The following is a 23893-nucleotide window of genomic DNA, read 5'->3' on the forward strand; positions in this document are numbered from 1 at the left end:
GGAGAGCGCCCGCCCCGTGACGTCAGTGTCTTACTTGACGGATGCCTTGAGCTTCGAGCCCGCGGTCACCTTGACGCGCTTGCCGGCCGGAATCTTGATCTCGGCGCCGGTCTGGGGGTTGCGGCCTGTGCGGGCAGCGGTGTCGACCTGCTCGAACGCGATCCAACCGGGGATCGAGACCTTCGAGCCCTTGGCAACGGCCTCGGAGACCGTCGTGAAGAGCGAGTCGAGGACACCGGAGACGGTGGCCTGGCTCTGACCGGTGGCGCTGGCGATGCTCGCAACGAGCTCGGTCTTGGTGATGTTCTTGTCGGCCATTGTCTTCCTCCATCGGCGCAGGGCGCCGTGACGAATCGTTGTACCGCGAGCCGAGGCCCTCGGTTCGGTCGTGTGACCGAGCACAAAACTAACGCGGTTGCCCCGTTTTCCGCGTATTTCCGGGGGTAATCGGCGAATCCGGGCGGCGTGTCGCCTCGAAATGTGACGAAAGTGACGGTTGTGACGGTCGGGAACGCGAAAAGGCGGGACCCCCTTTCGGGGATCCCGCCTTCACGAAGCGGTGCTTACCAGCTCGACTTGGTGATGCCGGGCAGCTCGCCGCGGTGCGCCATGTCGCGGAAGCGAACACGCGACAGGCCGAACTTCGAGAGGACACCGCGGGGGCGGCCGTCGATGACGTCGCGCGAACGGACGCGGACGGGCGACGCGTTGCGGGGCAGCTTCTGCAGGCCCACGCGAGCAGCTTCGCGCTCGTCGTCGCTGGCGTTCGGGTTGACGAGGGTCTTCTTCAGCTCGAGACGCTTCTCGGCGTACCGGGCCACGATGACCTTGCGCTGCTCGTTGCGCGCGATCTTGCTCTTCTTAGCCATGCTTAGCGCTCCTCGCGGAAGTCAACGTGCTTGCGTACGACGGGGTCGTACTTCTTCAGCACAAGGCGGTCGGGGTTGTTGCGGCGGTTCTTCTTGGTCACGTAGGTGAAACCCGTGCCCGCGGTCGAACGCAGCTTGATGATCGGACGGACGTCCTGTGACTTCTTAGCCATCAGAGCTTCACACCCTTCGCGAGCAGGTCCTTGACGACCGACTCGATGCCACGGGCGTCAATAACCTTGATGCCCTTCGCCGACACGTTCAGCGTGACCTTGCGGCCAAGCGACGGGACGAAATACGTCTTCTTCTGTACGTTCGGGTCGAACCGGCGCTTCGTGCGACGGTGCGAGTGCGAAACGCTGTGACCGAACCCGGGTGTGGCTCCGGTCACCTGGCACACAGCAGCCATAGTTCACTCTCCTTCGATACCGTGACCCCAGACGGGATCACCCAAGATCTCTTGCCTGCACGCCGACCACTCGCCCGCGAACGGGCTGTGTTCAAATGGAGACGCACGAACCGTGCACAGGAGTGTGCACAGCCGAGGAGAGACTTTACCAGAATCTCGCCGCGCCGACTCTCAGCTTCGGCGCATCACCACGGGCCGACCTCGCACCAACTGATGTCGAAGCCCGGCCAGGCCTCGACGAGGTCGCCCGTGTCGGCGTCGTAGATGCGCGTCTCGATCTCCTGCGGCAGCGTCTGCACCTGCCCGCCGTAGGCGTTGCCGGCGATCGGCGAGACGGCGACCGCGATGTACTGCACGCTCGGCGACGCGCACACCTGCTGCAGCGCCTCCCCGTCCGAGGTCGACGCGACCTCGCGCGCCTCACCTTCCGGGTCCACGATCACAACGTCCGACGTCGTCGGGATCCCCTCCTCGAGCAAGGCGTACGAGCGCAGCGTGCCGCCGTCGGCGAGCGGGATCATGTGTCCCAGCAGCCGCTCTCCACCAAGATCCGCAGTCGAGACGACCTGCTGCTCGCCCGTGGCGAGGTCGAGCTCGACGAACCCTTCCTCGATCCGGTCGATGAGCGCCGTGTAGGTCGACCGGGCGACGCCCTCGATGCTGAGCGCCGTGCCGAACGACGAGACCTCGCCCTCGGGATCCGTGCGGTCGACGAGCGTCAGATCGCCCGAGAAGTCATTCAGCAGCAGCGACGACGTCTCCGGCACGAACCGCCAGCGGTCGATGCTGGGCTCCTCGCCGCCGACGACGACCGGATCCGGCTCCGCGTGATCGAACGCCCCCGCGAGGGATCCCGTGAACAGCACGTTCTTGCGGCCCGACTCCGCCGAGACGTCCTGATCCGTGAACGTGAAGCCGTACAGCTGGCCCCGCTCCGAGACCTGCAGCCCCAGCACGGTTCCGGGCCCGGGCAGCGCGGCGTCCGCCTGCTCGCCCGATGCCCGATCGACCACGATGACCCGCATGGTCTCCTCGTCGACGATCGAGGCGACCAGATACGCGCTCGTGGCGCGGAAGTCGTCGATGTTCTCCGCCGTGAACACCGGCGTCGCGTCACTCCCGCCGATCGTGCGGCTGACGATCCGGTCGTCGCCGTCCGGATCCCGCTCCAGCGCGAGAACCCCCGCGGGCGGCGTCGTGAACGTCGTGGACAGGTTCGCTTCCGGCCCGCCGCCGATGCCCTGCGCCCCGGCGACCGTCACGGTGTACTTCGTGCCCGCGTCGAGCGCGATCGGAAACCGCACGCCGACCGTGCGTCCGGCCGCGTCGACCGTGAACTCCGTCTCGGGCTCGACCGTCACCTGGTCTTCGCCGATCTCCCCGAGCGACTGGTTCGCGGTGAGGATCACGCGGCTGCCGGACGCGCCCGTCGCGGCGGCGGGATCCGCCTGGACGTCCGTGACGCGCGGACCCTGCGTGATGCTCACGGCCGCGGCCGCGCCGCCGATGACGACGAAGAACGCGAGCACGACCCCGACCGTGCGGGCGTAGCGACGACGCATCGCGCCCGTGCGATGCGCGCGCCGCGAGTCAGTACTCATACGGATCCTCGGGCTCATCGATCGGCGTGATCGACGCGGCTTCGATGACGAGCTCGCCGCCGTCGCCGACCGTCACGTCGCCGGTCAGCTCGACCCAATCGCCCGTCGCGAGGTCGGGCACATCACCCTCGAGCGGCAGCGTCGCGGGCATCGCGTCGATGACGCAGTGCGTGATGATCAGCCGGCTGAGCGCGGAGGATCCGTCGTCGCCCGGCGTCATGAACCCCGTGAGCGTCACCTGCTCGCCCGCATAGCGTTCGGGGCTCGTCGCCGCGGTGAACACGGCCGCCCAGTCGCCGACGCCGAACGTCGACGTGTCGACGACGCCGAGCTCGACGTCATCGGCCCCGGCGAACAGGGTCGGGTTGCCCGTGTCGCGCTCCATCGCCAGCTCGGCCGACAGGGTCGCCGGCGGCAGGATCAGGGCGGCCGCCGCGACGCCGGCGGCGATCGTTCCGCCCGTCACGCCCGCGATGGGGCCCCAGCGCGACCGGTCGCCGTGGTCGTGGTCGTGATGCTCGTGGTCCTCGGGCCGCACGGCGATCGCGAGCACGGTCCCGACGAGCACCACAACCGCCATGCCGCACGCGAACCACGCCTGGCCCGGGTTGATGTACAGCTGCAGCCGCTCCGTCACGGTCAGGCTGACCGTGACGACCGAGAGCACCGCCGCGAGCGCGACGCCGAGCCACTTAGACCACAAGGTTCGCCACCGCCCCGATCGTGAAGGCCGCCATGAGCACGATCGCCACCAGCACGGCGATCGTCTTCGCGGTGAAGGTGGTGCGCATCAGTGCGATCATCTTGACGTCGACGATGGGGCCGGTCAGCAGGAATGCGACGATCGACCCGGTCGTGAACGTCGAGGCGAAGCTCAGAGCGAAGAAGCTGTCGACGTTCGAGCAGATCGCGACCGTGACGGCCAGCAGCATCATCGCGACGATCGACAGGACGGGGTCGGATCCGATGGCGACCAGCGCGCTGCGCGGGATCAGCACCTGCACGGCGCCCGCGACGGCGGATCCGACGATGAGGGCGGGCATGACCGCCCTCAGCTCGACGACGAACTGCGCGAGGCTGCGGCGGAACTTCGATCCGTGCGCGTCCTGCGCGTCGTCGCACGCGATGCGGAACCGCTCGGTGAGCAGCACATCAGGCTCGGGGTGCAGGCTGAACACCCACCCGATCAGCAGCGCGATGCCGTAGCCGCCGAGGATGCGCATCAGGAGGATGCCGCCGTCCATGCCGAACGCCTGGTGCGTCGTGACGATCACGATCGGGTTGACGATCGGCGCGGCCACCAGGAACGCGAGGGTGTCGCCCGGGGTGAGGCCGCGCATCATCAGGCCGCGGGCGAACGGTACGTTTCCGCACTCGCACACGGGAATCAGCATGCCGAGAGCCGCGAGCACCATGCGTCGCGGCCATGCCCTCTTCGGCAGCACCTTCTCGATCACGTGGGCCGGAACCCACACCTGCACCGCGATCGAGAGCACGACACCGAGCGCCACGAACGGCAGCGACTCGATCAGCACGCTCAGCGTGAGGGTCAGCCCGTCCTGCGCCCGGGTCGGCAACGGGCTGTCGAAGAGGTTCGGGAGGAAGGCATCGGCGGCGAACATCGCGGCCACGAGCACGACCGCAATGCAGAAGTACGGCACGAACTGCCGAATACCACGCTGATCGCCCCGGTTCTGCGGGCTGCGGCGGGTTCCGCCGTCGTTGTGCTCGCGCACGGGAGCGGCCGAGTCGGGCGACACGAGCTCAGACGGCCTTGGCGGTGCACTCCGCGCAGACGCCGAAGATGTCGACGACGTGCTCGGCGTCGCTGAAGCCGTTCTCTGCCGCGGTATCGCGCGCCCACCGCTCGACCGCGCGGGCCTCGATCTCGACCGTCTTGCCGCACCGGCGGCAGATCAGGTGATGGTGGTGCCCCTCGGTCGTGCACGCACGGAACAGGTTCTCGCCCTCCGGGCTCTGCAGGCTGTCGGCCTCGCCCGACTTCGCGAAGCCGGCAAGGGTGCGATAGACCGTCGCGAGCCCGATGCCCGTCTCGTCGCGGATGAGCGCGTGGAGGTCCTGCGCGCTCACGAAACCGCTGGTCGACGTGAGCGCCTCGCGCACCGCCTCCCGCTGCCACGTATTGCGCTGTGCCATGGGATCGAGCCTACTTGACCCGCGTGCGAACGGCCCGGGAGCGCGAGGAGTCGACGATGCGGCACACCAAGTAGATGAGGAACGAGATCGACGTGATGTACGGGCTGACGGGCAGGGTCCCGGCGATCGCCAGCAGGATGCCGCCGGCCGCCGAGACGAGCCCGAATACGGCCGACAGGATCGGCACGGCCACGGGGCCGTGGCTCACCCGCATCGCCGCGGCCGCCGGGGTCACGAGCAGCGCCATCACGAGCAGGGCGCCGATGATGTGCACCGCGGCCGCGACGATCGCGCCGAGCAGCAGCATGAACGCGATGCTCAGCCCGCGCACCGGGATCCCGCGCGCCTCGGCCGCCTGCGGGTCGAGCGAGTCGAAGCGCAGCGGGTTCCACAGCACGATGAGGCCCACGAGCACGACCGCGCAGATGCCGATGAGCCAGGTCAGGTCGGTGTCGGAAACGGCGACGATCTGGCCGGTCAGCAGGCTGAACCGGTTCGCGGAGCGGCCGTTGTACATCGAGATGAACAAGATCCCGAGCCCCAGCCCGAACGGCATGAGCACGCCGACGATCGAGTTGCGATCGCGCGCCCGGGCGCCCAACAACCCGATGATGAGGGCCGCGACGATCGCGCCTGCGAGGGATCCGAACACCACGGATCCGCCGACAAGCAGCGCGAGCGCGGCGCCGGCGAACGACAGCTCGCTGATGCCGTGCACCGCGAAGGCCATGTCGCGCTGCATGATGAACACGCCCGCGAGGCCGCCGACGATGCCGAGCGCGATCGCCGCGATCAGCGGGTTCTGCATGAGCACCAGCAGCTCGCCGTAGTCCTCGAAGGAGAACACGTCGGACCAGGTCATCCGGCGTCCTCCTCGTGGTCGTGATCGTGGTGCGGGTGGTGCGGCTCTCCGCCGGGAATGCCGGCGACCAGCAGGCGCCCCGCGGTGCGGACGACCTCGACGGGAGCCCCGTAGAGGTCGCTCAGCACATCGCTGCGCAGCACCTCATCGGGGGTGCCGAGGCGGAAGCGTCCGCCGGCGATATAGAGAATCCGGTCGACAGAGCCGAGCACGGGGTTGATGTCGTGCGTGACGAACACGACGCCGACACCCGTCGTACGGCGCTGTTCGTCGATGATGTTCGTGACTGCGCGCTGGTTCTTCAGATCGAGGCTCGACAGCGGCTCATCGCACAGCAGCAGCGCGGGCCGATCGGCGAGCGCCTGCCCGACGCGCAGCCTCTGCTGCTCGCCGCCCGACAGCGATCCGACGGGGTCGTCGGCGTAGCTCGTCGCTCCGACGGCCTCGAGCAGCGCGTCGACGCGAGCGCGGTCGCCGCGGCGCGGGATCGGGGCGCCGAATCGGGTGCCGTTCACGCCGAGCGCGACGAGGTCGCGGGCGCGCAGGTTGGTGCCGAGCGGGAACGGGCGCTGCTGCGGGATGTAGCCGACGCGGTCGTTTCCGCGGCGCACCGCGCGTCCGTCGACGGTGATGGATCCCTCGCTGAGCTTCTGCAGGCCGAGGATCGCGCGCAGGAGCGTGGTCTTGCCGGATCCGGAGGGTCCGAGCACGGCGACGAACTCGCCGGGGGCGATCTCGAGGTCGAGCCCGTGCCAGAGGTCGCGGCCGCTGAGGCGCAGTCCAGCGCCTTCGATCCGGAGCACGGGGTCAGTCATTCGCCCATCCTATTCGCGAGTGATTATCGTTTGCCGCATGCAGAGGCCGCGCGGAACCGTCCCCATACGGTTCCGCGCGGCCGGTCTGTCGGAGGATCAGCCGAGGGCGCCCTCGAGAGCGTCGGCATTGGCGTTCATCCACCCGAAGTAGCTCTCGCCGTCGGGGATCGTCTCGGTGAACTCGATCACCGGAACATCATTCGACTCGGCGACCTCGATGACCCGGCTCGTCTCGGCGCCGCCGGTCTGGGCATTCGCGACCAGCACCGACACCTCGCCCGATTCGATCGATTTGATGGCCTTGTTGAGCACGGCCGGGGCGACATCCTCCCCGTGTTCGACGGCCTCCGCGAAGCCGTCGGTCGTCGCATCTTCAAGGCCAGCGGCCTCGGCGAAGTATCCACCGACCGGTTCGGTGAAGAACGCGGCCTCGCCCTCATGATCGGAGGCAATGACATCGAGACGACCCTCGAGAGCTGCGATCTCATCGAGAACTCCCTGCGTGCCCGCGGCGACTTGGTCGGCCGCCTCGGGAATCAGCTCGTCGAGCTCCTCCTGCAGCGCCTCCGCGAAGTGCTCGATCGTGTGCGGGTCATACCAGACGTGCTCGTTGAAGCCGTGGACGTGATCGTGGTCGTCGCCTGCCTCGGCGTGCTCCTCCTCGTGCTCATGGGCGTGCTCATCCTCGTCGGCGTGCTCGCCCTCGTCAGCGTGCTCGCTCTCGTCAGCGTGCTCGTGGTCATCCTCGTCGTGCTCACCGTCGTCACCCGGATACGCGTGACTGAACTCGACGACGCTCATGACGTGCTCGACCCCGGCTGTCTCCAGCAGATCCGTCATGAACTGGTCGTATCCACCGCCGTTCATTATCACGAGGTCGGCGTCCTTGACCGTGAGGCCATCGCGCGCGGTCGCTTCGTAGTCATGCGGGTCGACCGCGGCGGAATCGATGACCGCCTCCACCTCTGCACCGTCCCCGACGATGGCGCTGACGATGTCGGCATAGACGCTCGTGGATGTGACGATGCGGAATGAGCTGTCGGAAGCCGGCTCGGCCTCGGCATCGGCCGACGAACAGCCGGTCGCGACCAGCCCGCCGATGGCGATGACAGTGAAGGGGAGGATGATTCGGCGCAATCGCATGCGACGAATCTACCTAAATGACAATCGTTATCAAAATCAATTCGCTGTGAATCTCACGACATTGCGAGAACGCCGACGGCCGCACAGTCGAACCCGGGTGACCCCTCGCTACTCGCGCGCCCAGTCCGCGTCCGTCAACTCGATCTCATTCGTCATGTCGCGCAGAAATCGAATCACGACCTCGCGCTCATGCGGAGCCAGCCGTGCGGCCGAATAGAACCTGCGTGCCTGCTGACGCCCCACGGTCTCGCGAGCCGCGCTGTACGTTCCGGGCGTGATGCGCACGGTGAGCGCGCGCCGATCCGTCGGGTGCGGAAGCCGCTCGACATGGCCGCCCTTCGTGAGGCGATCGAGAAGCTTCGTCGTCGATGCGGTCGAGATATCGAGGTGCTGGGCGATCTGCCCCGGCGTGACGAGCTCTCCCGCGAGCGACGTGACGATCAGGAAATGGATGGCCCGCATGTCTGTCTCGTTGAGCTTCATATAGCGGCGCGACGCGGCGCTCAGGCGCGCCTCTGCTTCACGAAGGTCGCCGAGCGCAGTCATGACCTCGCTGATCTGCGCGACATCCTCGTCAGCGATCCCGGTGCGGTCGATCAGAAGCTGATCCGGATCGTTGGCCACGACATCGAACATCGAACGCGACTGCGACTCGTGCTCTCCTGTCTCCACCCGAGTAGCTTACGCATACGCTTGCTTCATGCTTCATTTGTTTCTAGCCTAGCTAGATAAGTTGTAGACTAGCGAAAGCTCGTCAGACGTGTTCCCGCCACCGCGCGCTGCTCCACCCCGGCCGATACGGAAGGACAAGATCATCCGCTCCTTGATCCGCGTGACCCTCCCCGCACTTCTCATCGTCGCGTGGCTGGCCGGTGCGTCGTTCGGGGGACCACTGTTCGGCAAGATCAGTGAGGTCTCTTCGAACGAGCAGACCGCCTACCTCCCGGAATCTGCCGACGCGACTCAGGTTCAGGAGCGGCTCGGCGAGTTCCAGGACTCCGATGCCATTCCCGCGATCGCCGTGTTCACGTCGAACGACGAGCTCACGGACGACGAGCAGCAGCGAATCACCGATGCCGTGACGCAGGTGACCGGGGTCGACGGCGTGGCCGACGACGTCTCTCCCGCATTGCCGTCAGAGGACGGACTCGCCATGCAGGCGTTCGTGCCGATCGATTCGTCGGCCGACGTCGGAGACGTCGTCACAGCTCTCGGTGAGAAGCTGCGCGGATCCGTTCCGGACGGCGTCGACGTGGCGGTCACCGGGCCGGCGGGCTTCACGGCCGACCTGGCCGCGGGCTTCGCCGGCATCGATGGGCTGCTTCTCGGCGTTGCTCTGATTGCGGTGCTCATCATCCTCGTGTTGGTGTACCGCTCGGTGCTCCTGCCATTCGTCGTGCTGTCGACGAGCCTATTCGCGCTGTGCGTGGCGCTGCTCGTGGTGTGGTGGCTCGCGAAGTGGGACGTGCTCCTGTTGAGCGGGCAGACGCAAGGGATCCTGTTCATCCTCGTGATCGGCGCTGCGACCGACTACGCATTGCTGTTCGTGTCGCGTTTCCGCGAGGAGCTGCGTCGCAGCGCGGACAAGGGCTCTGCCATCACGGCCGCATGGAAGGGCTCGCTCGAGCCGATCCTCGCCTCCGGCGGAACCGTGATTGCCGGTCTGCTGTGCCTGCTGCTCAGCGACCTCAAATCGAACAGCACTCTGGGCCCCGTCGCCGCAATCGGCATCGTGTTCGCCATGCTCTCCGCCCTCACACTGCTGCCCGCCCTGCTGTACGCATTCGGCCGGACCGCGTTCTGGCCGCGCGCACCACGAATCGACGACCGACGCGACGCGCCGGAGGAGCGCGAGCATTCCGCCCCGCCCGCTCGCGGGGCACTGGCGTTCCTGCCCGTGGCTCGCGCAGTGACCGCACCGATCCGCACGCTGAGTCCCCAGGCTGCGGGCCTCTGGGGGCGCGTCGCCGCGCTCGTCGCCCGGCGGCCGCGTTGGGTCTGGCTGCTCACCACGGCCGTACTCATCGCGGGCGCCGCATTCGTTCCGCAGCTGCAGGCCGACGGCGTGCCGCAGTCGGATCTCGTGCTCGGCGCTTCGGAAGCGCGAGACGGCCAGGCGGCTCTCGGCGAGCATTTCCCCGGCGGATCCGGCAGCCCTGCCTACGTCATCGCACCGGAGGACGAGATGCAGGAGACGGTCGACGCTCTGCTCTCGAACGATGGCGTCACTGACGTGTCGGTGTCCGCGGCCGATGCCCCGAGCGGATCCGCCCCGGTGACCTCCGACGGCATCGCTTCCTTCGGCGGTCCGGCACCCGAACCGACAGTCGAGAACGGCGACGTCCTGCTGCAGGCGACACTCTCCGACGCGGCCGATTCCACCTCCGCGATTGACACGGTGAGAGCGCTGCGCGACGACCTGCCCGACCTGCTCGTCGGTGGCGTGACAGCGACCGCGATCGATACGAACGATGCCTCGATCCACGATCGCGGCCTCATCATCCCGATCGTTCTCGCGGTGATCCTCGTCATCCTCATGCTGCTGCTGCGGTCGATCCTCGCGCCGATCCTGCTCGTGCTCACGACCGTGCTCTCGTTCGGCACGGCCATGGGCGTCTCGGCTCTCGTGTTCAACCACGTGCTGGGCTTCCCTGGCGCGGATCCCGCTGTGCCGCTGTTCGGATTCGTCTTCCTCGTCGCGCTCGGGATCGACTACAACATCTTCCTCATGACCCGCGTGCGCGAGGAGTCTCTCGCGCACGGAACGCGCGAGGGAATCCTGCGCGGACTGTCCGTGACGGGCGGTGTCATCACGTCAGCCGGGGTCGTGCTTGCGGCGACGTTCGCGGCGCTCGCGGTGATCCCGATCCTGTTCCTCGCGCAGCTCGCCTTCATCGTCGCCTTCGGCGTTCTGCTCGACACCTTCGTGGTGCGTTCGCTGCTCGTTCCTGCGCTGACCTACGACATCGGCCGGAAGATCTGGTGGCCATCGCGGCTCAGCAGGTGACGCGGATCCCTTGTGCGTCGTGCGACGGTCGGGGCACGATGAGTGCATGGCCGTGATCGAGAACGCGAAGGTGACCGTCGTCGGCGCGGGTGCGGTGGGTTCCGCGACCGCGTACGCCATGCTGATCCGCTCGTCCGCGCGCCAGGTCGTCCTGTACGACATCGATCGCGCACGCGTTGAAGCCGAGGCGCTCGATCTTGCGCACGGCGCGATGTTCCTCGGCGCCGGCACCGTGACGGGCACGAGCGACATCGACCGCACCGTCGGATCTCACGTCATCGTCGTCACCGCGGGCGCGGCCCAGCGGCCTGGCCAGACGCGACTCGAACTCATCGAGACCAACGCCCGCATCTTCCGCACGATGATCCCGCAGCTCGTCGCGGCGTCCCCGCGCGCGATCGTGATCGTCGTCACGAACCCATGCGACGTCCTCACGATGCTCGCGGTCGAGCAGACGGGCATCGACCCGGCGCGGCTGTTCGCGTCGGGGTGCGTGCTCGACACCTCGCGCCTGCGCTGGGCGATCGCGCAGCGAGCCGGTGTGGATGCGCGCTCGGTGCACGCGAACATCGCCGGCGAGCACGGCGATTCCCAGCTGCCGCTGTGGTCGTCTGCGACGATCGGGCCGGTGCCCATCGCGGAGTGGGAGCCGGCGTTCGATGATGACGAGCTCGATCGCATCGCGCACGGAGTGCGCACCGCTGCGTACGCAATCATCGAGGGGAAGGGCGCGACGAACTACGCCATCGGCCTGGCGGGAACACGCGTCGCGGAGGCCGTTCTGCGCGACGAGCGCGCCATCTTGCCGGTGTCGACCGTGCTGCAGGGCGACTACGGCATCGACGGCGTGGCGTTGTCGATCCCCTCGGTCGTCGGATCCGCCGGCGCCGTGCCGATTCCCCACGTGCGGCTCGCCGACCGCGAACGCGAGCAGCTCGAAGCATCTGCACGCACGCTCGCCGAGACCGCGGCAGCCGTGCGGGCGACGCTGTAGCCTGACGCGACACGTTCTGTCAGGGGTCACCCCTAGCCTCGGAGGATGGCAGGGATCGAGCTCACGGACGCGCACGTTGACGCGATCTTCACCGAAGAAGACGCGGCTGACGGGCGCGAGCTCGTGTCCCGACTGCCTGTGCGGGTGCTGAAGGCCGAGACGGGGCGCGAGTTCTCGGCCGCGCTCGTGACGGTCGGCTCGCTGAACGTCGAGATCGAGATGGGCGCGGCCGGCGAGATCGATCTGTGGTGCGGGCATGACGGATCCGGTCGCTGCGCACACGGGGCCGCGGCCCTCCTCGCGCTCGCCGAGCGCAGCGAGCCGTTCGGCGTCGGCGGGGTCGGGCAGGGTGACGGCAGGCGACGAGCTCCCACCAGCGATACCTGGGAGCGCACCCTCAAGAGCCTCATGCCCGCCGAGCCCTCGAGCGACGGAGCAGATCCACCGGGCGGCATCGCGCTGCTGTTCGCGGTGCGCGATCCGGATCCGGGCGATCCTCCGGGCGCCGGCGTCGCCGTCCGCCCCGCCGTGCGCGGTTCGCGCGGCTCCGCCGGTCAGTGGGTGCGCTCGGGGATCAGCTGGCGGCAGGTGTCCGAGTCGGATGCGCAGGATGCACGGTGGCGCGCGCTCGCCGAGATCGAGTCGCTGTTCGCCGGGCGCCACAATTTCCGCGTCGCAGAGGAACGCATCCGGCGCGGCTCGCGCACCGGATCGCATGGCGCCGGCGGGTGGGGAACACCCGATTGGATTCGCCTGGACGCGGTGCCGTCGCGCGGCCTCTGGGAGGCCCTGCTCGCCGCGCACGATTCCGGTGTCGAGTTCGTCACCGACGATCGCGAGCAGCGCGCCATCGACGTCTCGGACGCCGCGCACGAGGCGGTGCTCGATCTCCGGATGGTGGGCGGCCGTCTGTGGGTCGAGGCCGCCGTGACGGACGCCGATGATCCGGGCGCGCGCGCCGCGGTGATGTCGCTCGGGGCGCCGACCGCGGCGATCGCCCGGATCACCGACGATCCCGCGCGTCTGGACCTGCTGATTCCGCTGGCGAGCCCGACGACACCCGAATGGGATCGGTTCTTCGAGAAAGGGCATCTGTCGATCCCTGCGACGCGCATTGCCGATTTCACGCATGACTATCTCCCGCAGCTGCGGGAGGTCGCCCCGCTCGTCTCGAGCGATGGATCCTTCGATCTGCCGGCGCCCGCGCTTCCCGAGCTCGTGCTTGCGATCCGCCATGCCGACCCCGTCGCGCGACTGTTCTGGGAGTGGCAGCTGCCACCGGGCGAATACCGAGGCCGCCAGGCCGAGCGCGATCTTCTGCACGAGGTGGAGCGTGCCGCCGGCCGATTCGCGCACTTGCTCGGTCGCGGCCGCGCGGATCGCAATTTTCCCGCGCGAGATCTGGACGCCGATCAGACGGTCGAGTTCCTCGCGCACGTGCTGCCCGCCCTGCGCCGTGTCGAGGGGCTCACGATAGAGACCCATGACGAGGTGCCGTCTTTCTCGTTCGCAACGGAGGACCCGGTCATCCAGATCGGCGCCGATCCGTCGGGCGAAGACTGGTTCGAGCTGAACATCGTGGTCTCCATCCAGGGAGAGCCGGTGTCATCCAGTGACCTGCTGCGAGCGCTCTCGCTCGGGCGCACCTACTTCCGGCTTCTCAGCGGCACGGTTTTTCCCCTCACAGACGAACGATTTGCTCGCCTGCGCGACGTGCTCACCGAGGCGAAGGCGCTGCACGATTTCCCGGCCGAGCACCCCACGCTGCCGCGCTATCAGTTCGACCTGTGGCAGGAGCTCGCCGAGGTCGGCCTGCTCGAGAAGCAGCACGCCGCATGGGTCGGCTCGATGCGCGCGCTCGGCGACGACCGCGTCGAGCGGCGCGAACCGCCCCCGTCGTTCCGCGCGACCCTGCGCGACTATCAGCAGCACGGGTTCAGTTGGCTCGACTTCCTGCGCCGGCACCGACTCGGCGGCATCCTCGCCGACGACATGGGCCTCGGTAAGACCGTGCAGGTGCTCGCCGCGCTCGACCAGGCTCGCGCTGACGACCCCGAGGCGCGTTTCCTCGTCGTCACGCCGACGAGCGTCGTCGGCCACTGGATAGCCGAGGCAGAGAGATTCGCGCCCGAGCTCGGTGCAGTCGCCGTCACCTCGACGACGCGGAAGCGCAAGACGCCCCTCGATGAGGCCGCTGGCGGCGCGCGCCTCATCGTCACGAGCTACGCCATTCTGCGCCACGACGCCGAGGACTTCGCGCGCGCGGGCTTCCGGATCCTCGTGCTCGACGAGGCGCAGAACGTCAAGAACTCATCGTCGCGGGGTTACGCGGCCGCGCGCCTCGTCGGCGCTCCGACGACGTTCGCCGTCACGGGAACCCCGCTCGAGAACAATCTGATGGAGCTGTTCTCGCTCGTCACGCTCGCGGCTCCCGGGCTCGTCGGCACCAGATCGCACTTCCGCGAGCACTTCTCGCGCACCATCGAGAAGCAGGGCAATCCCGCCCGCCTCGAACAGCTCCGTGCGCGGGTGCGGCCGTTCCTCCTGCGCCGCACGAAGGAGGAGGTCGCGCCCGAGCTGCCGCCGAAGACCGTGCAGGTGATCGAGGTGCCGCTGCATCCCACGCATCAGCGCGCATACGAACGGCGGTTCCGTCGCGAGCAGCAGAAGCTGCTCGGCCTCCTTGACGACGTGAACAAGAACCAGATCCAGATCCTCGCTTCGCTCACGCGGTTGCGGCGCGAGGCGCTCGATCCGTCGTTCGGCGACGCCGCCGACGTGGCGGGTGTGCGTTCGGCGAAGCTCGACGCACTCGGCGAACTGCTCGACGAGATCACCGCCGACGGGCATCGCGCGCTCGTTTTCAGTCAGTTCACCGACTTCCTCGGGCTGGCCGCGGGCGTGGCAGAATCCCGCGGCATCAAGTTCTCGTATCTCGACGGGTCGACGACGCAGAGGCAGCGCCAGCGCATGGTCGATCGTTTCCAGAACGGTGAAGATCCGGCGTTCTTCATCTCGCTCAAGGCGGGCGGCACCGGGCTGAACCTCACCTCGGCCGACTACTGCATCCTGCTCGATCCGTGGTGGAACCCCGCCGCGGAAGAGCAGGCGATCGACCGCGCGCACCGCATCGGACAGACGAAGCCGGTCATGGTCTACCGGCTCATTTCGGCGGGCACGATCGAACAGAAGGTGCGCGAGCTGCAACAGAAGAAGCGGCAGCTGTTCTCGAGCGTGCTCGCAGGAACGGCGGCGTCCGGCCTCACCAGCGACGACTATCGAGCCTTGATCGACGGGCACCCTGTGTGATAATTTTTATATGCGCGGGAATAGATCATGACCGCTCGCGTTATCCTCCACGATCACGCTCCGCTCGAAAGGATTCTTCATGACCCTCACCGCTGCCACCGTTCCCGGCTACATCGCCGGCACCTGGACCATCGACCCCGCCCACTCCGAGGTCACTTTCTCGGTTCGCCACCTCGCGATCAGCAAGGTCAAGGGCAAGTTCGAGACCTTCGACGCGACTGTCGTCACCGGCGAGACCCTCGAGCAGTCGTCCGTCGAGGCCACGGTTGAGATCGCCAGCGTCAACACCGGCCAGGAGGGTCGCGACGGCCACCTGCGCACCGGCGACTTCTTCGCCGCCGACGAGTTCCCGACCATGACGTTCCGCTCCACCGCGATCCGCCCGCAGAACGACCACGTGCTGATCGACGGAGACCTCACGCTGCGCGGCGTCACCAAGCCCGTCACTTTCACGGGCGAGTTCGGCGGCATCACGGTCGACGGCTACGGCCAGACGAAGGCCGGCGGCGAGGCCACGGCCAAGATCGACCGCACCGACTTCGGTGTCAACTGGAACACCGCGGTCGACGCCGGTGGCTTCATGCTCGGCAACGACGTCACGATCACGCTCGAGCTGCAGTTCACGCTCCAGCAGTAATCGCGATCTCCACCAGAGCGGCTCGGCGTCACGGTACGCCGGGCCGCTCTGTCGTGCGCCTGTATGTGTGCGCATCTGGAAGGAGGAACGATGGAAGCACGCCGTCGTTCTGCTATCTCGCGGGGCCGATGTCTTCGGTCAGTGGTGTTCACTGTCGAGGTTCCGGCCCTGGCCAGCGAGCAGGGCTGCAAAGGACCCATCGGCGGCAACGAGCTCGTCCCAGACTCCTGTTTCGACGACGCGCCCCTCCTCGAGCACGATGATCCGATCGGCATCGCGAAGCGTCTCGAGCCGGTGCGCGATGACAAGCATGGAGGAGCCGAGTGTTCGCAATCGTCGGATGAGGCGGGCCTGTGTGAGCGGATCCTGGTGGCTGGTCGCCTCGTCGAGGATGAGCACGCCACCAGGCAGATTCGGCGCCGCGTGAAGCAGCGTACGGGCGAGGGCGAGGCGCTGGCGCTGCCCGCCAGAGAGACGGAACCCGCGTCGCCCGACGACTGCCCCCAGGTCAAGATCATCGAGCTCGACGAGTGCGAGAGCGCGGTGCAACTGCGAGTCGGTGGCGTTGATATCCGCGAGACGCAGGTTGACGGCGACCGCGTCGTCGAGCACGAACGGATCTTGGCTCGCGACCGACACGCGTCGCGTGACGTCGCGTGTGCCGCGTACACGGGCATCCTCCCCGTCAATGCGCACGTTCCCGACATCAGGATCCCGGTGCCGCTGCGCAAGCCGCGCCAGGGTCGATTTTCCCGATCCGGTCGCACCGACAACGCCGACGAACTCACCTCGCCTGACTTCCAGTGCCACGTCACAGAGCACCGGTCCTGCGGTGCCCGGATAGGTGTACGTGACGTTGTCGAATTCGAGAGCGACAGACTGCGCGCGATCGCCGGTGACGGGCGATTCAGGTTCGGTTACGGTCGGTGGCCGACACATGAGTTCGCGGATGCGCCGGGCCGCCTCCAACCCGGCCGGCAATGAGGTTGCGAGACGCTCGACGGTTTCGAGCGAGGTGAGTGTTCCGAGAACGAGCGCGATAGCGACGAACAGGCCGGGCAGTGTGTCGCGGAACGCATCCGCATCTCCACTCGCGAGCACACCAGCGACGAGCACGGCGAGCGATCCGCCCCACACGCGCAGATTCGACAGCGCGTGCCGCCAGCCGGCGCGGGCACCGGCCGCCCTGAGCACCCGCGCGAGGCTCCGGTCGAGCGCCGCGAGCGAGGCGGCTCGTTGCGGCTCAGCTTGAGCCGCAACGATCTCCTCGCGGGTGCGCATGGTGTCGGCAACGTGCTGGGCGATGTCAGCGCGCACGGTTGCGGTGGCCTGCGCCGCGCGCTGTCCGGCGGCCGCCCCGAGCAGCGGCAGCAGAATACCGAGGGCGAGGACGCTCGCCACCGTCGCCCCGATGGTGGCTCCTGCGGCGATCCACGCGGCGATCGTGGCTCCGAACGGAATGACCACCGCACTCACCGCGGGGGCGATCGTGTGGGCGAAGAAGACCTCGACACGGTCCACGTCGCGCACGGCGACCGTCTGGATGCGGGCGGCGCCAAGACCTTCCGTGACCGCGGGGGCTTGTGGCGCGAGCCGCTCAAGCAGCTGGATGCGCATCTCGCCCATCAGGCTGAACGCAGCGAGATGGCCGAGCAGCTGCTCGAGGTATCGCAATAGCGCGCGCAGCACGGCGGCAACGAGTGTGGCGACAACGACGCCGGCGAGGAAACTCGGTCTATCTGCGCGACCGGCCGCGAGCATCCCGATACCCCAGGCAGGCACAGCAAGGACGGCTGCACCGAGAGCGTGGCCGAGCAACCGTGAGACTGTCGAGACGAGCAGACGCAACGACGCTGCCCTGGCGAAACTGAGCAGCCAGCCGATTGTTGTTCGACGTGTCATACCTGCTCGACATTCGTCTTGAGCGCGGCTCGATAGTAACCGGGACGCTCGCGGAGTTCGGCAGGGCTGTCGGCCGCGGTGATGCGACCGCCTTCGATGACGATCACGAGGTCAGAGTCGGTGGTCATCTCGAGGCGGTGAGCGACTTGCACCACTGTTCTGCCGCCCGCGGCGCTGTGCAGGCTCTCGCGCACGAGCGTTTCGGTTCGACGGTCGAGGTCGGCCGTCGCTTCGTCAAGCAGCAGCACGGGACGCTCCCGCAGCAACGCCCGTGCGAGCATCAGACGACGGCGTTGGCCGCCCGAGAGCATCGCCCCGCCTTCCCCCACTGCCCCTGCCAGACCATGCGGTCTTGTGAGGATCTCACCGCGAAGGTGAGCCTGTTCGAGCGCCGCGAGCAGCTGCGCATCCGTCGCGGTCGGGTCGACGAGCCGCAGGTTATCGGCGACCGTTGTCGAGAGCAGGCTCGCATTCTGCGATACGAGATTCATTCGTTGGCGCAGGTGTGCCGCAGTGCAGGGTTCGCCGTCGAGAGTGATGTCGCCTGCAGTGACGGGCTGGAGTCCGGCGACGACGCGCAGCAGCGTTGATTTCCCGGCACCGGTGGGCCCGACGACGCTCACGTGCGCACCTGCCGGGATGCGCAGATCGACGCCATCGAGCACGGTGCGGTCGCCGTGGCTCACCGTGACCCCGCTCAGCTCGAGATCGCCCGCTGCTCGGAGGGCATTCGGCGCGCCGGCAGGATCGGGCCCCTCACCGCTCTCCGCGAGCAGCGACTCGAGCTGCTTTCTCCGCGCCCGCCCGCCGAGCCCGACATAGAAGGTGCGGCCCACTCGGTCGATGGGTTCGACGAGCAGCACAACGAGCAACAGCCCGGCGAACGCGTCACCGGCGCTCACCGCATCCCCTGCGAGTTGCCACAGCAGCAACGCGACTGCTGCCCCGCTCATGACGAGGCCGAACGCCGCGTCGTTGACGATGATCATGACCTGGTTGCGGGCAAGAAGCCTGCCGAGCTCGGCCATCGCGTTGCGCGCCGATTCGGCGTACTCACGCCGCACTCGTGGAAATGCTCCGAGCACGTTGATGGTGCCGAGCCCCTCCAGCATCTCGAGGTATCGAGATGCCGCCTGCGCTTCACGACTGCGGTAGTGGGCGTTCGAGCGACGCAGCAGGCTTCCGGCAACGATGATGACCGCGGGCACGAGCGCCACGAACCCCGCGAGCGCGAGGGCGCTCAGCGGGTGAATGCCGACCGCCCACGCAATGAGCACGATGATCGGTGCGGTGAACGACGCGAATGTGGCGGCCAGGAACGTCGCTCGGTACCCGCCCGTTTTCTCGACGCCGGATGTGGCGGCGTCAACGATACTGTTCTCGGTCGCGCGATCAGGGCGATCGCCGTGCGACGGCTCGAGGGCATTGACTCTCAGTCCGGCGGCGACGACCCGCTGCCGCCACCGTGCTTCTTCCTCGCCCTGGATGCGCCCCGGCAGAGACTCGGCACACATCCCGGCGAAGGCTCCGAGCAGCGCGCAGGCGATCGCAGCGGTGACGGTTGAGAAGATGGGCTCGCCCGCGAGCGTTCGGTCGAGAACACCCCCGATGGCGATTGCGCTGGCCGCGAGGGCACCGGTGCGCAGCCAACTCGCGATCACCACGCACCACGCGCCTCTCGGTGCGTCACGCAGCAGCTCATCGATCCACATCGGTCCCCCTCGGCTCTCTGCCATCACCCGCGCGCGCTGGAGGTTTCATCCGGAGAAGGTCCCTACGCGAACACGTCGGGGTGCAGCAGCTCAGCGATCTCTTTGAGGCCCTCGCTGATCCGCGAGCCGGCGGTACCCGAGGTCGTTTCGGCGTCAACGAGATGCACCTCGTCATCGGCGACTGCCCGAACGTCAGCGAGCGCTGGGTTCTCCAACAGCTCGGCAAATGGTTCGAGCCCAGCGTCACGGAAATCCTGCACAACGATCACATCGGGATCCGCGGCGATGATCGCTTCAGGATCGGCAGGCATCGCCTGATTCCAACCTTCCTCGACCGCGACGGAACTCCCACCTGCGAGCTCGACGAGATTCGTGGTCGACGAGTGCGCTCCCATGATCATCTGTGTGCCACCGCGGGCCATGAGCACGAGCACGCGCGGTTTGTTATCCACGTCGGCGACCGCGTCGGTCACTGCCGCGGCGTCGTCACGGACTGCGCTCGCGATTGTGCGCGCTTCAGAGTCAGCGCCGACGAGATCGCCGATGGTCTCGATCGAGCTCGCGACGGTCTCCGGATCACCGAAGTCGGTCGACTCGAAAGCGGCGATCGGCACCCCGACACCCTCGAGCGAGTCGATGAGCGAGGCCTCGTCATCGTGCCGCCCCGTGAGCAGGACGAGGTCGGGGTCGAGGGACAAAATCTGCTCGGGGTCTGGGTTCTGCGTCACGCTCAGGTGCGTCGGCACGCTCTCGGCGAGGTCGAGTTGGTTGCCGGTGCCGGGCGTTGCGGACCCCTCCGCGACCGCGACGAGCCGTTCTGGGCCCACGAGTTCGAGAACGATGTCGCCCACCTCGGTCGACAGCGCGGCGACGTGCTGTGGCTCGGCGTCGATGTCGATGTCGCGGTCCCCGACGGCGACGGTGCGCGGGAAGTCAGCGGCAGAGGCAGCATCGGTCGATGCCTCGGAACCGCCGCCGTCGCTCGCGGACGACCCTGCGCATCCTGCGAGTGTGAGACAGCCAATGGCGGCAAGCGCCGTGAATGCCGCGCGGCGGCGATGTGGGAAAGCGGTGGTCATGGTGTGTTCTCTCATTCCGTGTTGTCGGTGTGGCGTCGTGGAGTGGACGTGCGCTCGAGGACAGTCACACGTGGTGTGTGCAAATGCGGGTCGCGATCGACGACGCAGTGCACTCCGTAGCATTCGGCGAGAAGCGCCGGGGTCAGCACGTGCTCGGGAGCACCCTCGCCGCGCACCTCGCCGTCGGCGAGGAGCGTGAGGCGATCACAGCTCCGGGCCGCGAGATTGAGATCATGCAGCACGACGACGACGCTTCGGCCCTCGTCGGCGAGCTCGCGGAGCAGAGTGAGCACCTGCATCTGATATCCCAGGTCAAGGGCCGACACGGGCTCGTCGAGCAGAAGCACGAGAGACTCCTGGCTGAGCTGCTTCGCGATGAGGACGAGCTGGCGCTGTCCGCCAGACAGCTCAGTGATCGGCCGATCGGCGAGGTCATGTACGCCAACGCGGCGAAGCGATCCGTCAACGGCGGCGACATCCTCTGGCGTCAGGGCGCCGCGCATCCTGTCAAACTGGCGCCGATGCGCGTAGCGGCCAAGCTCGACGATCGCACGCACGCTGAGGGCCTCGTCGATCCGGGTGTCCTGCGGAAGGAAGGCGATAAGTCGAGCGCGCTCGCGGGGCAGCAGCGTGCCGAGGTGGCCCCTGACAGTTTCGACGCGCCCCGCTGTGGCAGGTGCAATGCCGCCGAGCACGCGCAGAAGAGTCGATTTTCCGGCTCCGTTCGGACCGATCAGACCGTGCACTTCACCGGCGCGCACGTCGACGTCGATGTCGCGTATCACCGACCGACCGCGATAACCAGCCGCCACGGTACGGCCCGCGAGGAGGAGTTCCTGACCCGCAGGGCGTGCGTGCCGCGACGAGTGTGGGATCTCAGTGAGGATGCTCATCATCTTCTTCCGCTCCGGGCGACGAGCAGGAGCAGTATGGGAGCGCCAAGGAACGCGGTGATGGTGCCCGTCTGCAGGACAACGGGATCAAAAAGGTTGCGTGCGACCAGATCAGCGCCCACGAGAAAAATCGGCCCGATCCCGATGCTCACGGGCAGGAGGAGGCGGTGGTCGGGACCGAGCACGAGCCGTACAAGGTGCGGCACAACGAGTCCGACGAACGAGATCACCCCCGTGACCGCGACGCCTGCGGCGGTGATGAGTGCCGCGATCGCGAGGAGCACCTGCCGGACCCGCTTGATGCGAGCACCGCTCGCGATCGCGTGCTCATCACCGAGAAGGAACAGATTGAGCTCGCCTGTTGCCGCAAAGAGGAAGACGAGGCCGACCAGGATGGGGACGACCGCGAGGCCGACGTCGCGCCAGTTGCTTGACGTGAGATCGCCGTTGAGCCAGAACATTGCCTGCTGGGCGTCGTCAGAGTCGGGCGCGTTCGCGATGATCGCTGAAATGAGCGCACCGAGGAACGCATTGATCGCAATCCCGACGAGAAGCAGGGTCGCGCCGGATCCTCCGCGCAACCCGGCAACGAGTTGCACGATCGTGACGGCGACGAGCGCGCCGAGGAATGCGGCCGTCGGCAAGAGCCATGGCATGGTCGCCGCGGCACCGCTGACAATCACCAACACCGCCGCGACGGCGGCACCTGAAGACACCCCGGTGACACCGGGCTCGGCGAGCGGGTTGCGGAACACTGCCTGCATGACTGCGCCGGCCGCCGCCAGACTGGCCCCGACGAGCAACGCCAACACGGTGCGCGGCAATCGAACCGACCACACGAGGTGAACGGTCGCCGATGCGATGTCCGGCAGCGGCAGGCTGAGGACGGCCAGCGGGTCGCGGAGCGGCTCAACCAGTGCGAATAACACCGTCGAGAGGTTCGTGTTGACGGGCCCGATCGCGCACGCCACGACTGTGATCACGACGATGCCTGCGGGAACGCCGATTCCGAGCGCAAGACGTCGCGCGGGGCGCGGGGTGGCGCGGGCAGGGCTGATCACGTCGCCAGCATATAGTAATGAGAATCATTGTCATAAACCGAGAGCAGTCTGGTCAGGCACGCAGCGAACACCGCCCGCCGACAAGGCAACGGCCGGTGACTCGAAGCGAATCACCGGCCGTCACATCGTGTGCTCAGTCGAGCAGCAGCGCCGGCTCCTCCAGCACAGCGGCCACGTCGGCGACGAAGCGGCTGACCTTGTCGCCGTCGACGATGCGGTGATCGAACGACCCCGATACCGTCGTCACCCACGCCGGGCGCACCTCGCCGTCGATGACCCACGGCTTCTGACGGATCGCACCCATCGCGATGATGCCCGCCTCGCCCGGGTTGAGGATCGGCGTGCCGGCGTCCATCCCGAACACGCCGATGTTCGTGATCGTGATCGTGCCGCTCGCCATGTCGGCGGGCGACGTCTTGCCCTCACGGGCCTTCAGCGTCAGATCCTGCAGCGCCGACGCGAGCTCGCGGATCGACAGATCCTGCGCGTCCTTGATGTTCGGCACGATGAGGCCGCGCGGCGTCGCCGCCGCGATGCCCAAGTTCACATAGTTGCGCACCTGGATCTCGGCGCCGTCCTCCGACTCGATCCACGTCGAGTTGATCTCGGGCGTGCGCTGCACGGCCCACAGCACGGCCCGCGCGTACACGAGCAGCGGCGAGATCTTGATGTCGGCGAACTGCGGCTGCTGCTTGAGCCGCGCGACGAACTCCATGGTGCGCGTCGCGTCGACGTCGGTCCACACCGATACGTGCGGGGCCGTGTACGCGGATCCGACCATCGCGTTCGCGGTCGCCTTGCGCACGCCCTTGACGGGAACGGATTCGTAGCGCGGATCCTTCTGGGCCTGCGGCGCAGGGATCGTGCGCTCGCGCTCAGCGCCCCACGCGGGCGTCGACAGGTTGCGGAACACGGACGCCTGCTCGGCCTGCGCGACGACGTCGTCTCGCGTGACCTCGCCGGCGGGCCCGGACCCGACGACATCGGACAGCGTCACCCCGAGGTCGCGCGCGAGCTTCCTGACCGGAGGCTTCGCGATCACGCCGATCGAGCTCGTCACGACGGCCTCGTGCGTCTTGGGCGTGCGGCGGGTCTTCGCCTCTGCGCCGTTGCCGTAGCCGACGAGCACGGACGTATCCGACACGTCCTCCGCGGGCTCGGGGCGCGCGCCGCCGTCGGTGCCGCTCTCGGCAGCCGTCGTCTCGGAGACGACCGTCATGATCGCCGCGCCGACGTCCACGGTGTCGCCGGCGCTGACGAACAGCTCTCCGACGACGCCCTCGAACGGCGACGGCAGCTCGACGACGCTCTTCGCGGTCTCGATGTCGACGACCGGATCGTTGATCTTGATCTGGTCGCCGGGCTTGACGCGCCACTCGACGATCTCGGCCTCGGTCAGGCCCTCGCCCACGTCGGGAAGGTGGTAGGTCTCCATGGCGATTC

At 67.8% G+C, this 23893-nt stretch carries 22 protein-coding genes; 4 read left to right on the plus strand and 18 right to left on the minus strand.

The genetic code is table 11. The features are described from left to right. Nucleotides 1–30: 30 nt before the first annotated feature. The 12 genes from G510_RS0109480 to G510_RS0109535 form a co-directional block, all read right to left on the minus strand. Nucleotides 31–318, minus strand: coding sequence for an HU family DNA-binding protein (locus G510_RS0109480; protein WP_029153446.1), 288 nt, complete (start codon nt 316–318; stop codon nt 31–33). Nucleotides 319–563: 245 nt separating this feature from the next. After that, the gene (gene rpsN, locus G510_RS0109485; RefSeq protein WP_029153447.1) at nt 564–869 is read right to left on the minus strand and encodes a 30S ribosomal protein S14; all 306 of its coding nucleotides are present in this window, start codon (nt 867–869) and stop codon (nt 564–566) included. A 2-nt stretch (nt 870–871) separates the two neighbouring features. Then, nucleotides 872–1042, minus strand: a complete 171-nt coding sequence (rpmG, locus tag G510_RS0109490; RefSeq protein ID WP_029153448.1) for a 50S ribosomal protein L33 — start codon at nt 1040–1042, stop codon at nt 872–874. Continuing rightward, nucleotides 1042–1278: a 50S ribosomal protein L28 gene (rpmB, locus tag G510_RS0109495; protein WP_029153449.1), complete on the minus strand. Its 237-nt coding sequence runs from the start codon at nt 1276–1278 to the stop codon at nt 1042–1044. The genes rpmG and rpmB overlap by 1 nt, the downstream gene beginning before the upstream one ends. 185 nt (nt 1279–1463) lie before the next feature. Then, complete coding sequence (locus G510_RS0109500; RefSeq protein WP_036322703.1) at nt 1464–2879, minus strand: hypothetical protein; 1416 nt, start codon at nt 2877–2879, stop codon at nt 1464–1466. Continuing rightward, nucleotides 2869–3582: a TIGR03943 family putative permease subunit gene (locus tag G510_RS0109505; RefSeq protein WP_029153451.1), complete on the minus strand. Its 714-nt coding sequence runs from the start codon at nt 3580–3582 to the stop codon at nt 2869–2871. Before G510_RS0109505 ends, G510_RS0109500 begins: the two co-directional genes overlap by 11 nt. Next, nucleotides 3572–4501, minus strand: coding sequence for a permease (locus G510_RS16250; protein ID WP_084644298.1), 930 nt, complete (start codon nt 4499–4501; stop codon nt 3572–3574). The genes G510_RS0109505 and G510_RS16250 overlap by 11 nt, the downstream gene beginning before the upstream one ends. A 142-nt stretch (nt 4502–4643) precedes the next feature. After that, a complete protein-coding gene (locus G510_RS0109515; protein ID WP_029153452.1) occupies nt 4644–5036 on the minus strand; it encodes a Fur family transcriptional regulator in 393 nt (130 codons plus the stop codon). Between the two features lie 10 nt (nt 5037–5046). After that, nucleotides 5047–5898 (minus strand): metal ABC transporter permease, encoded by an 852-nt coding sequence (locus tag G510_RS0109520; protein WP_029153453.1) that lies wholly within the window; start codon nt 5896–5898, stop codon nt 5047–5049. After that, nucleotides 5895–6713, minus strand: coding sequence for a metal ABC transporter ATP-binding protein (locus tag G510_RS0109525; protein ID WP_029153454.1), 819 nt, complete (start codon nt 6711–6713; stop codon nt 5895–5897). The genes G510_RS0109520 and G510_RS0109525 overlap by 4 nt, the downstream gene beginning before the upstream one ends. Nucleotides 6714–6809: 96 nt before the next feature. Next, nucleotides 6810–7856, minus strand: a complete 1047-nt coding sequence (locus G510_RS0109530; RefSeq protein WP_051216636.1) for a metal ABC transporter solute-binding protein, Zn/Mn family — start codon at nt 7854–7856, stop codon at nt 6810–6812. A 108-nt stretch (nt 7857–7964) separates the two neighbouring features. Next, the gene (locus G510_RS0109535; RefSeq protein ID WP_029153456.1) at nt 7965–8528 is read right to left on the minus strand and encodes a MarR family transcriptional regulator; all 564 of its coding nucleotides are present in this window, start codon (nt 8526–8528) and stop codon (nt 7965–7967) included. 151 nt (nt 8529–8679) lie between these two features. Between G510_RS0109535 and G510_RS0109540 the strand changes: the two genes are divergently transcribed. The 4 genes from G510_RS0109540 (at nt 8680) to G510_RS0109555 (ending at nt 15803) form a co-directional block, all read left to right on the plus strand. Next, nucleotides 8680–10863 carry an MMPL family transporter gene (locus G510_RS0109540; protein ID WP_211219174.1) on the plus strand — a complete coding sequence of 728 codons (2184 nt, stop codon included), beginning with the start codon at nt 8680–8682 and terminating at the stop codon, nt 10861–10863. Between the two features lie 46 nt (nt 10864–10909). After that, complete coding sequence (locus tag G510_RS0109545) at nt 10910–11857, plus strand: L-lactate dehydrogenase (protein WP_029153458.1); 948 nt, start codon at nt 10910–10912, stop codon at nt 11855–11857. Between the two features lie 45 nt (nt 11858–11902). Next, entirely contained in the window at nt 11903–15166 is a 3264-nt protein-coding gene (locus tag G510_RS16255; protein WP_051216637.1) for a DEAD/DEAH box helicase, read from the plus strand. 79 nt (nt 15167–15245) lie between these two features. Continuing rightward, nucleotides 15246–15803 carry a YceI family protein gene (locus G510_RS0109555; protein ID WP_029153459.1) on the plus strand — a complete coding sequence of 186 codons (558 nt, stop codon included), beginning with the start codon at nt 15246–15248 and terminating at the stop codon, nt 15801–15803. A 138-nt stretch (nt 15804–15941) separates the two neighbouring features. On the opposite strand, the gene G510_RS16260 is transcribed toward G510_RS0109555, so the two are convergent. The 6 genes from G510_RS16260 to G510_RS0109585 all read right to left on the minus strand — a co-directional run bounded on the left by G510_RS16260 (nt 15942) and on the right by G510_RS0109585 (nt 23891). After that, nucleotides 15942–17705: an ABC transporter ATP-binding protein gene (locus G510_RS16260; protein ID WP_084644295.1), complete on the minus strand. Its 1764-nt coding sequence runs from the start codon at nt 17703–17705 to the stop codon at nt 15942–15944. Next, a complete protein-coding gene (locus G510_RS16265; protein WP_169562599.1) occupies nt 17702–19369 on the minus strand; it encodes an ATP-binding cassette domain-containing protein in 1668 nt (555 codons plus the stop codon). Before G510_RS16265 ends, G510_RS16260 begins: the two co-directional genes overlap by 4 nt. A gap of 110 nt (nt 19370–19479) precedes the next feature. After that, nucleotides 19480–20496, minus strand: a complete 1017-nt coding sequence (locus G510_RS0109570) for an ABC transporter substrate-binding protein (protein WP_029153460.1) — start codon at nt 20494–20496, stop codon at nt 19480–19482. 11 nt (nt 20497–20507) lie between these two features. Then, nucleotides 20508–21389 carry an ABC transporter ATP-binding protein gene (locus G510_RS0109575; protein WP_051216640.1) on the minus strand — a complete coding sequence of 294 codons (882 nt, stop codon included), beginning with the start codon at nt 21387–21389 and terminating at the stop codon, nt 20508–20510. Beyond that, nucleotides 21389–22450 carry a FecCD family ABC transporter permease gene (locus tag G510_RS0109580; RefSeq protein ID WP_084644297.1) on the minus strand — a complete coding sequence of 354 codons (1062 nt, stop codon included), beginning with the start codon at nt 22448–22450 and terminating at the stop codon, nt 21389–21391. Before G510_RS0109580 ends, G510_RS0109575 begins: the two co-directional genes overlap by 1 nt. 133 nt (nt 22451–22583) lie before the next feature. Next, nucleotides 22584–23891 carry a dihydrolipoamide acetyltransferase family protein gene (locus G510_RS0109585; RefSeq protein ID WP_029153463.1) on the minus strand — a complete coding sequence of 436 codons (1308 nt, stop codon included), beginning with the start codon at nt 23889–23891 and terminating at the stop codon, nt 22584–22586. Between the last annotated feature and the right edge of the window lie 2 nt (nt 23892–23893).

This window comes from Microbacterium gubbeenense DSM 15944 (assembly GCF_000422745.1).
In the GTDB taxonomy this organism is placed as follows: Bacteria; Actinomycetota; Actinomycetes; order Actinomycetales; family Microbacteriaceae; genus Microbacterium; species Microbacterium gubbeenense.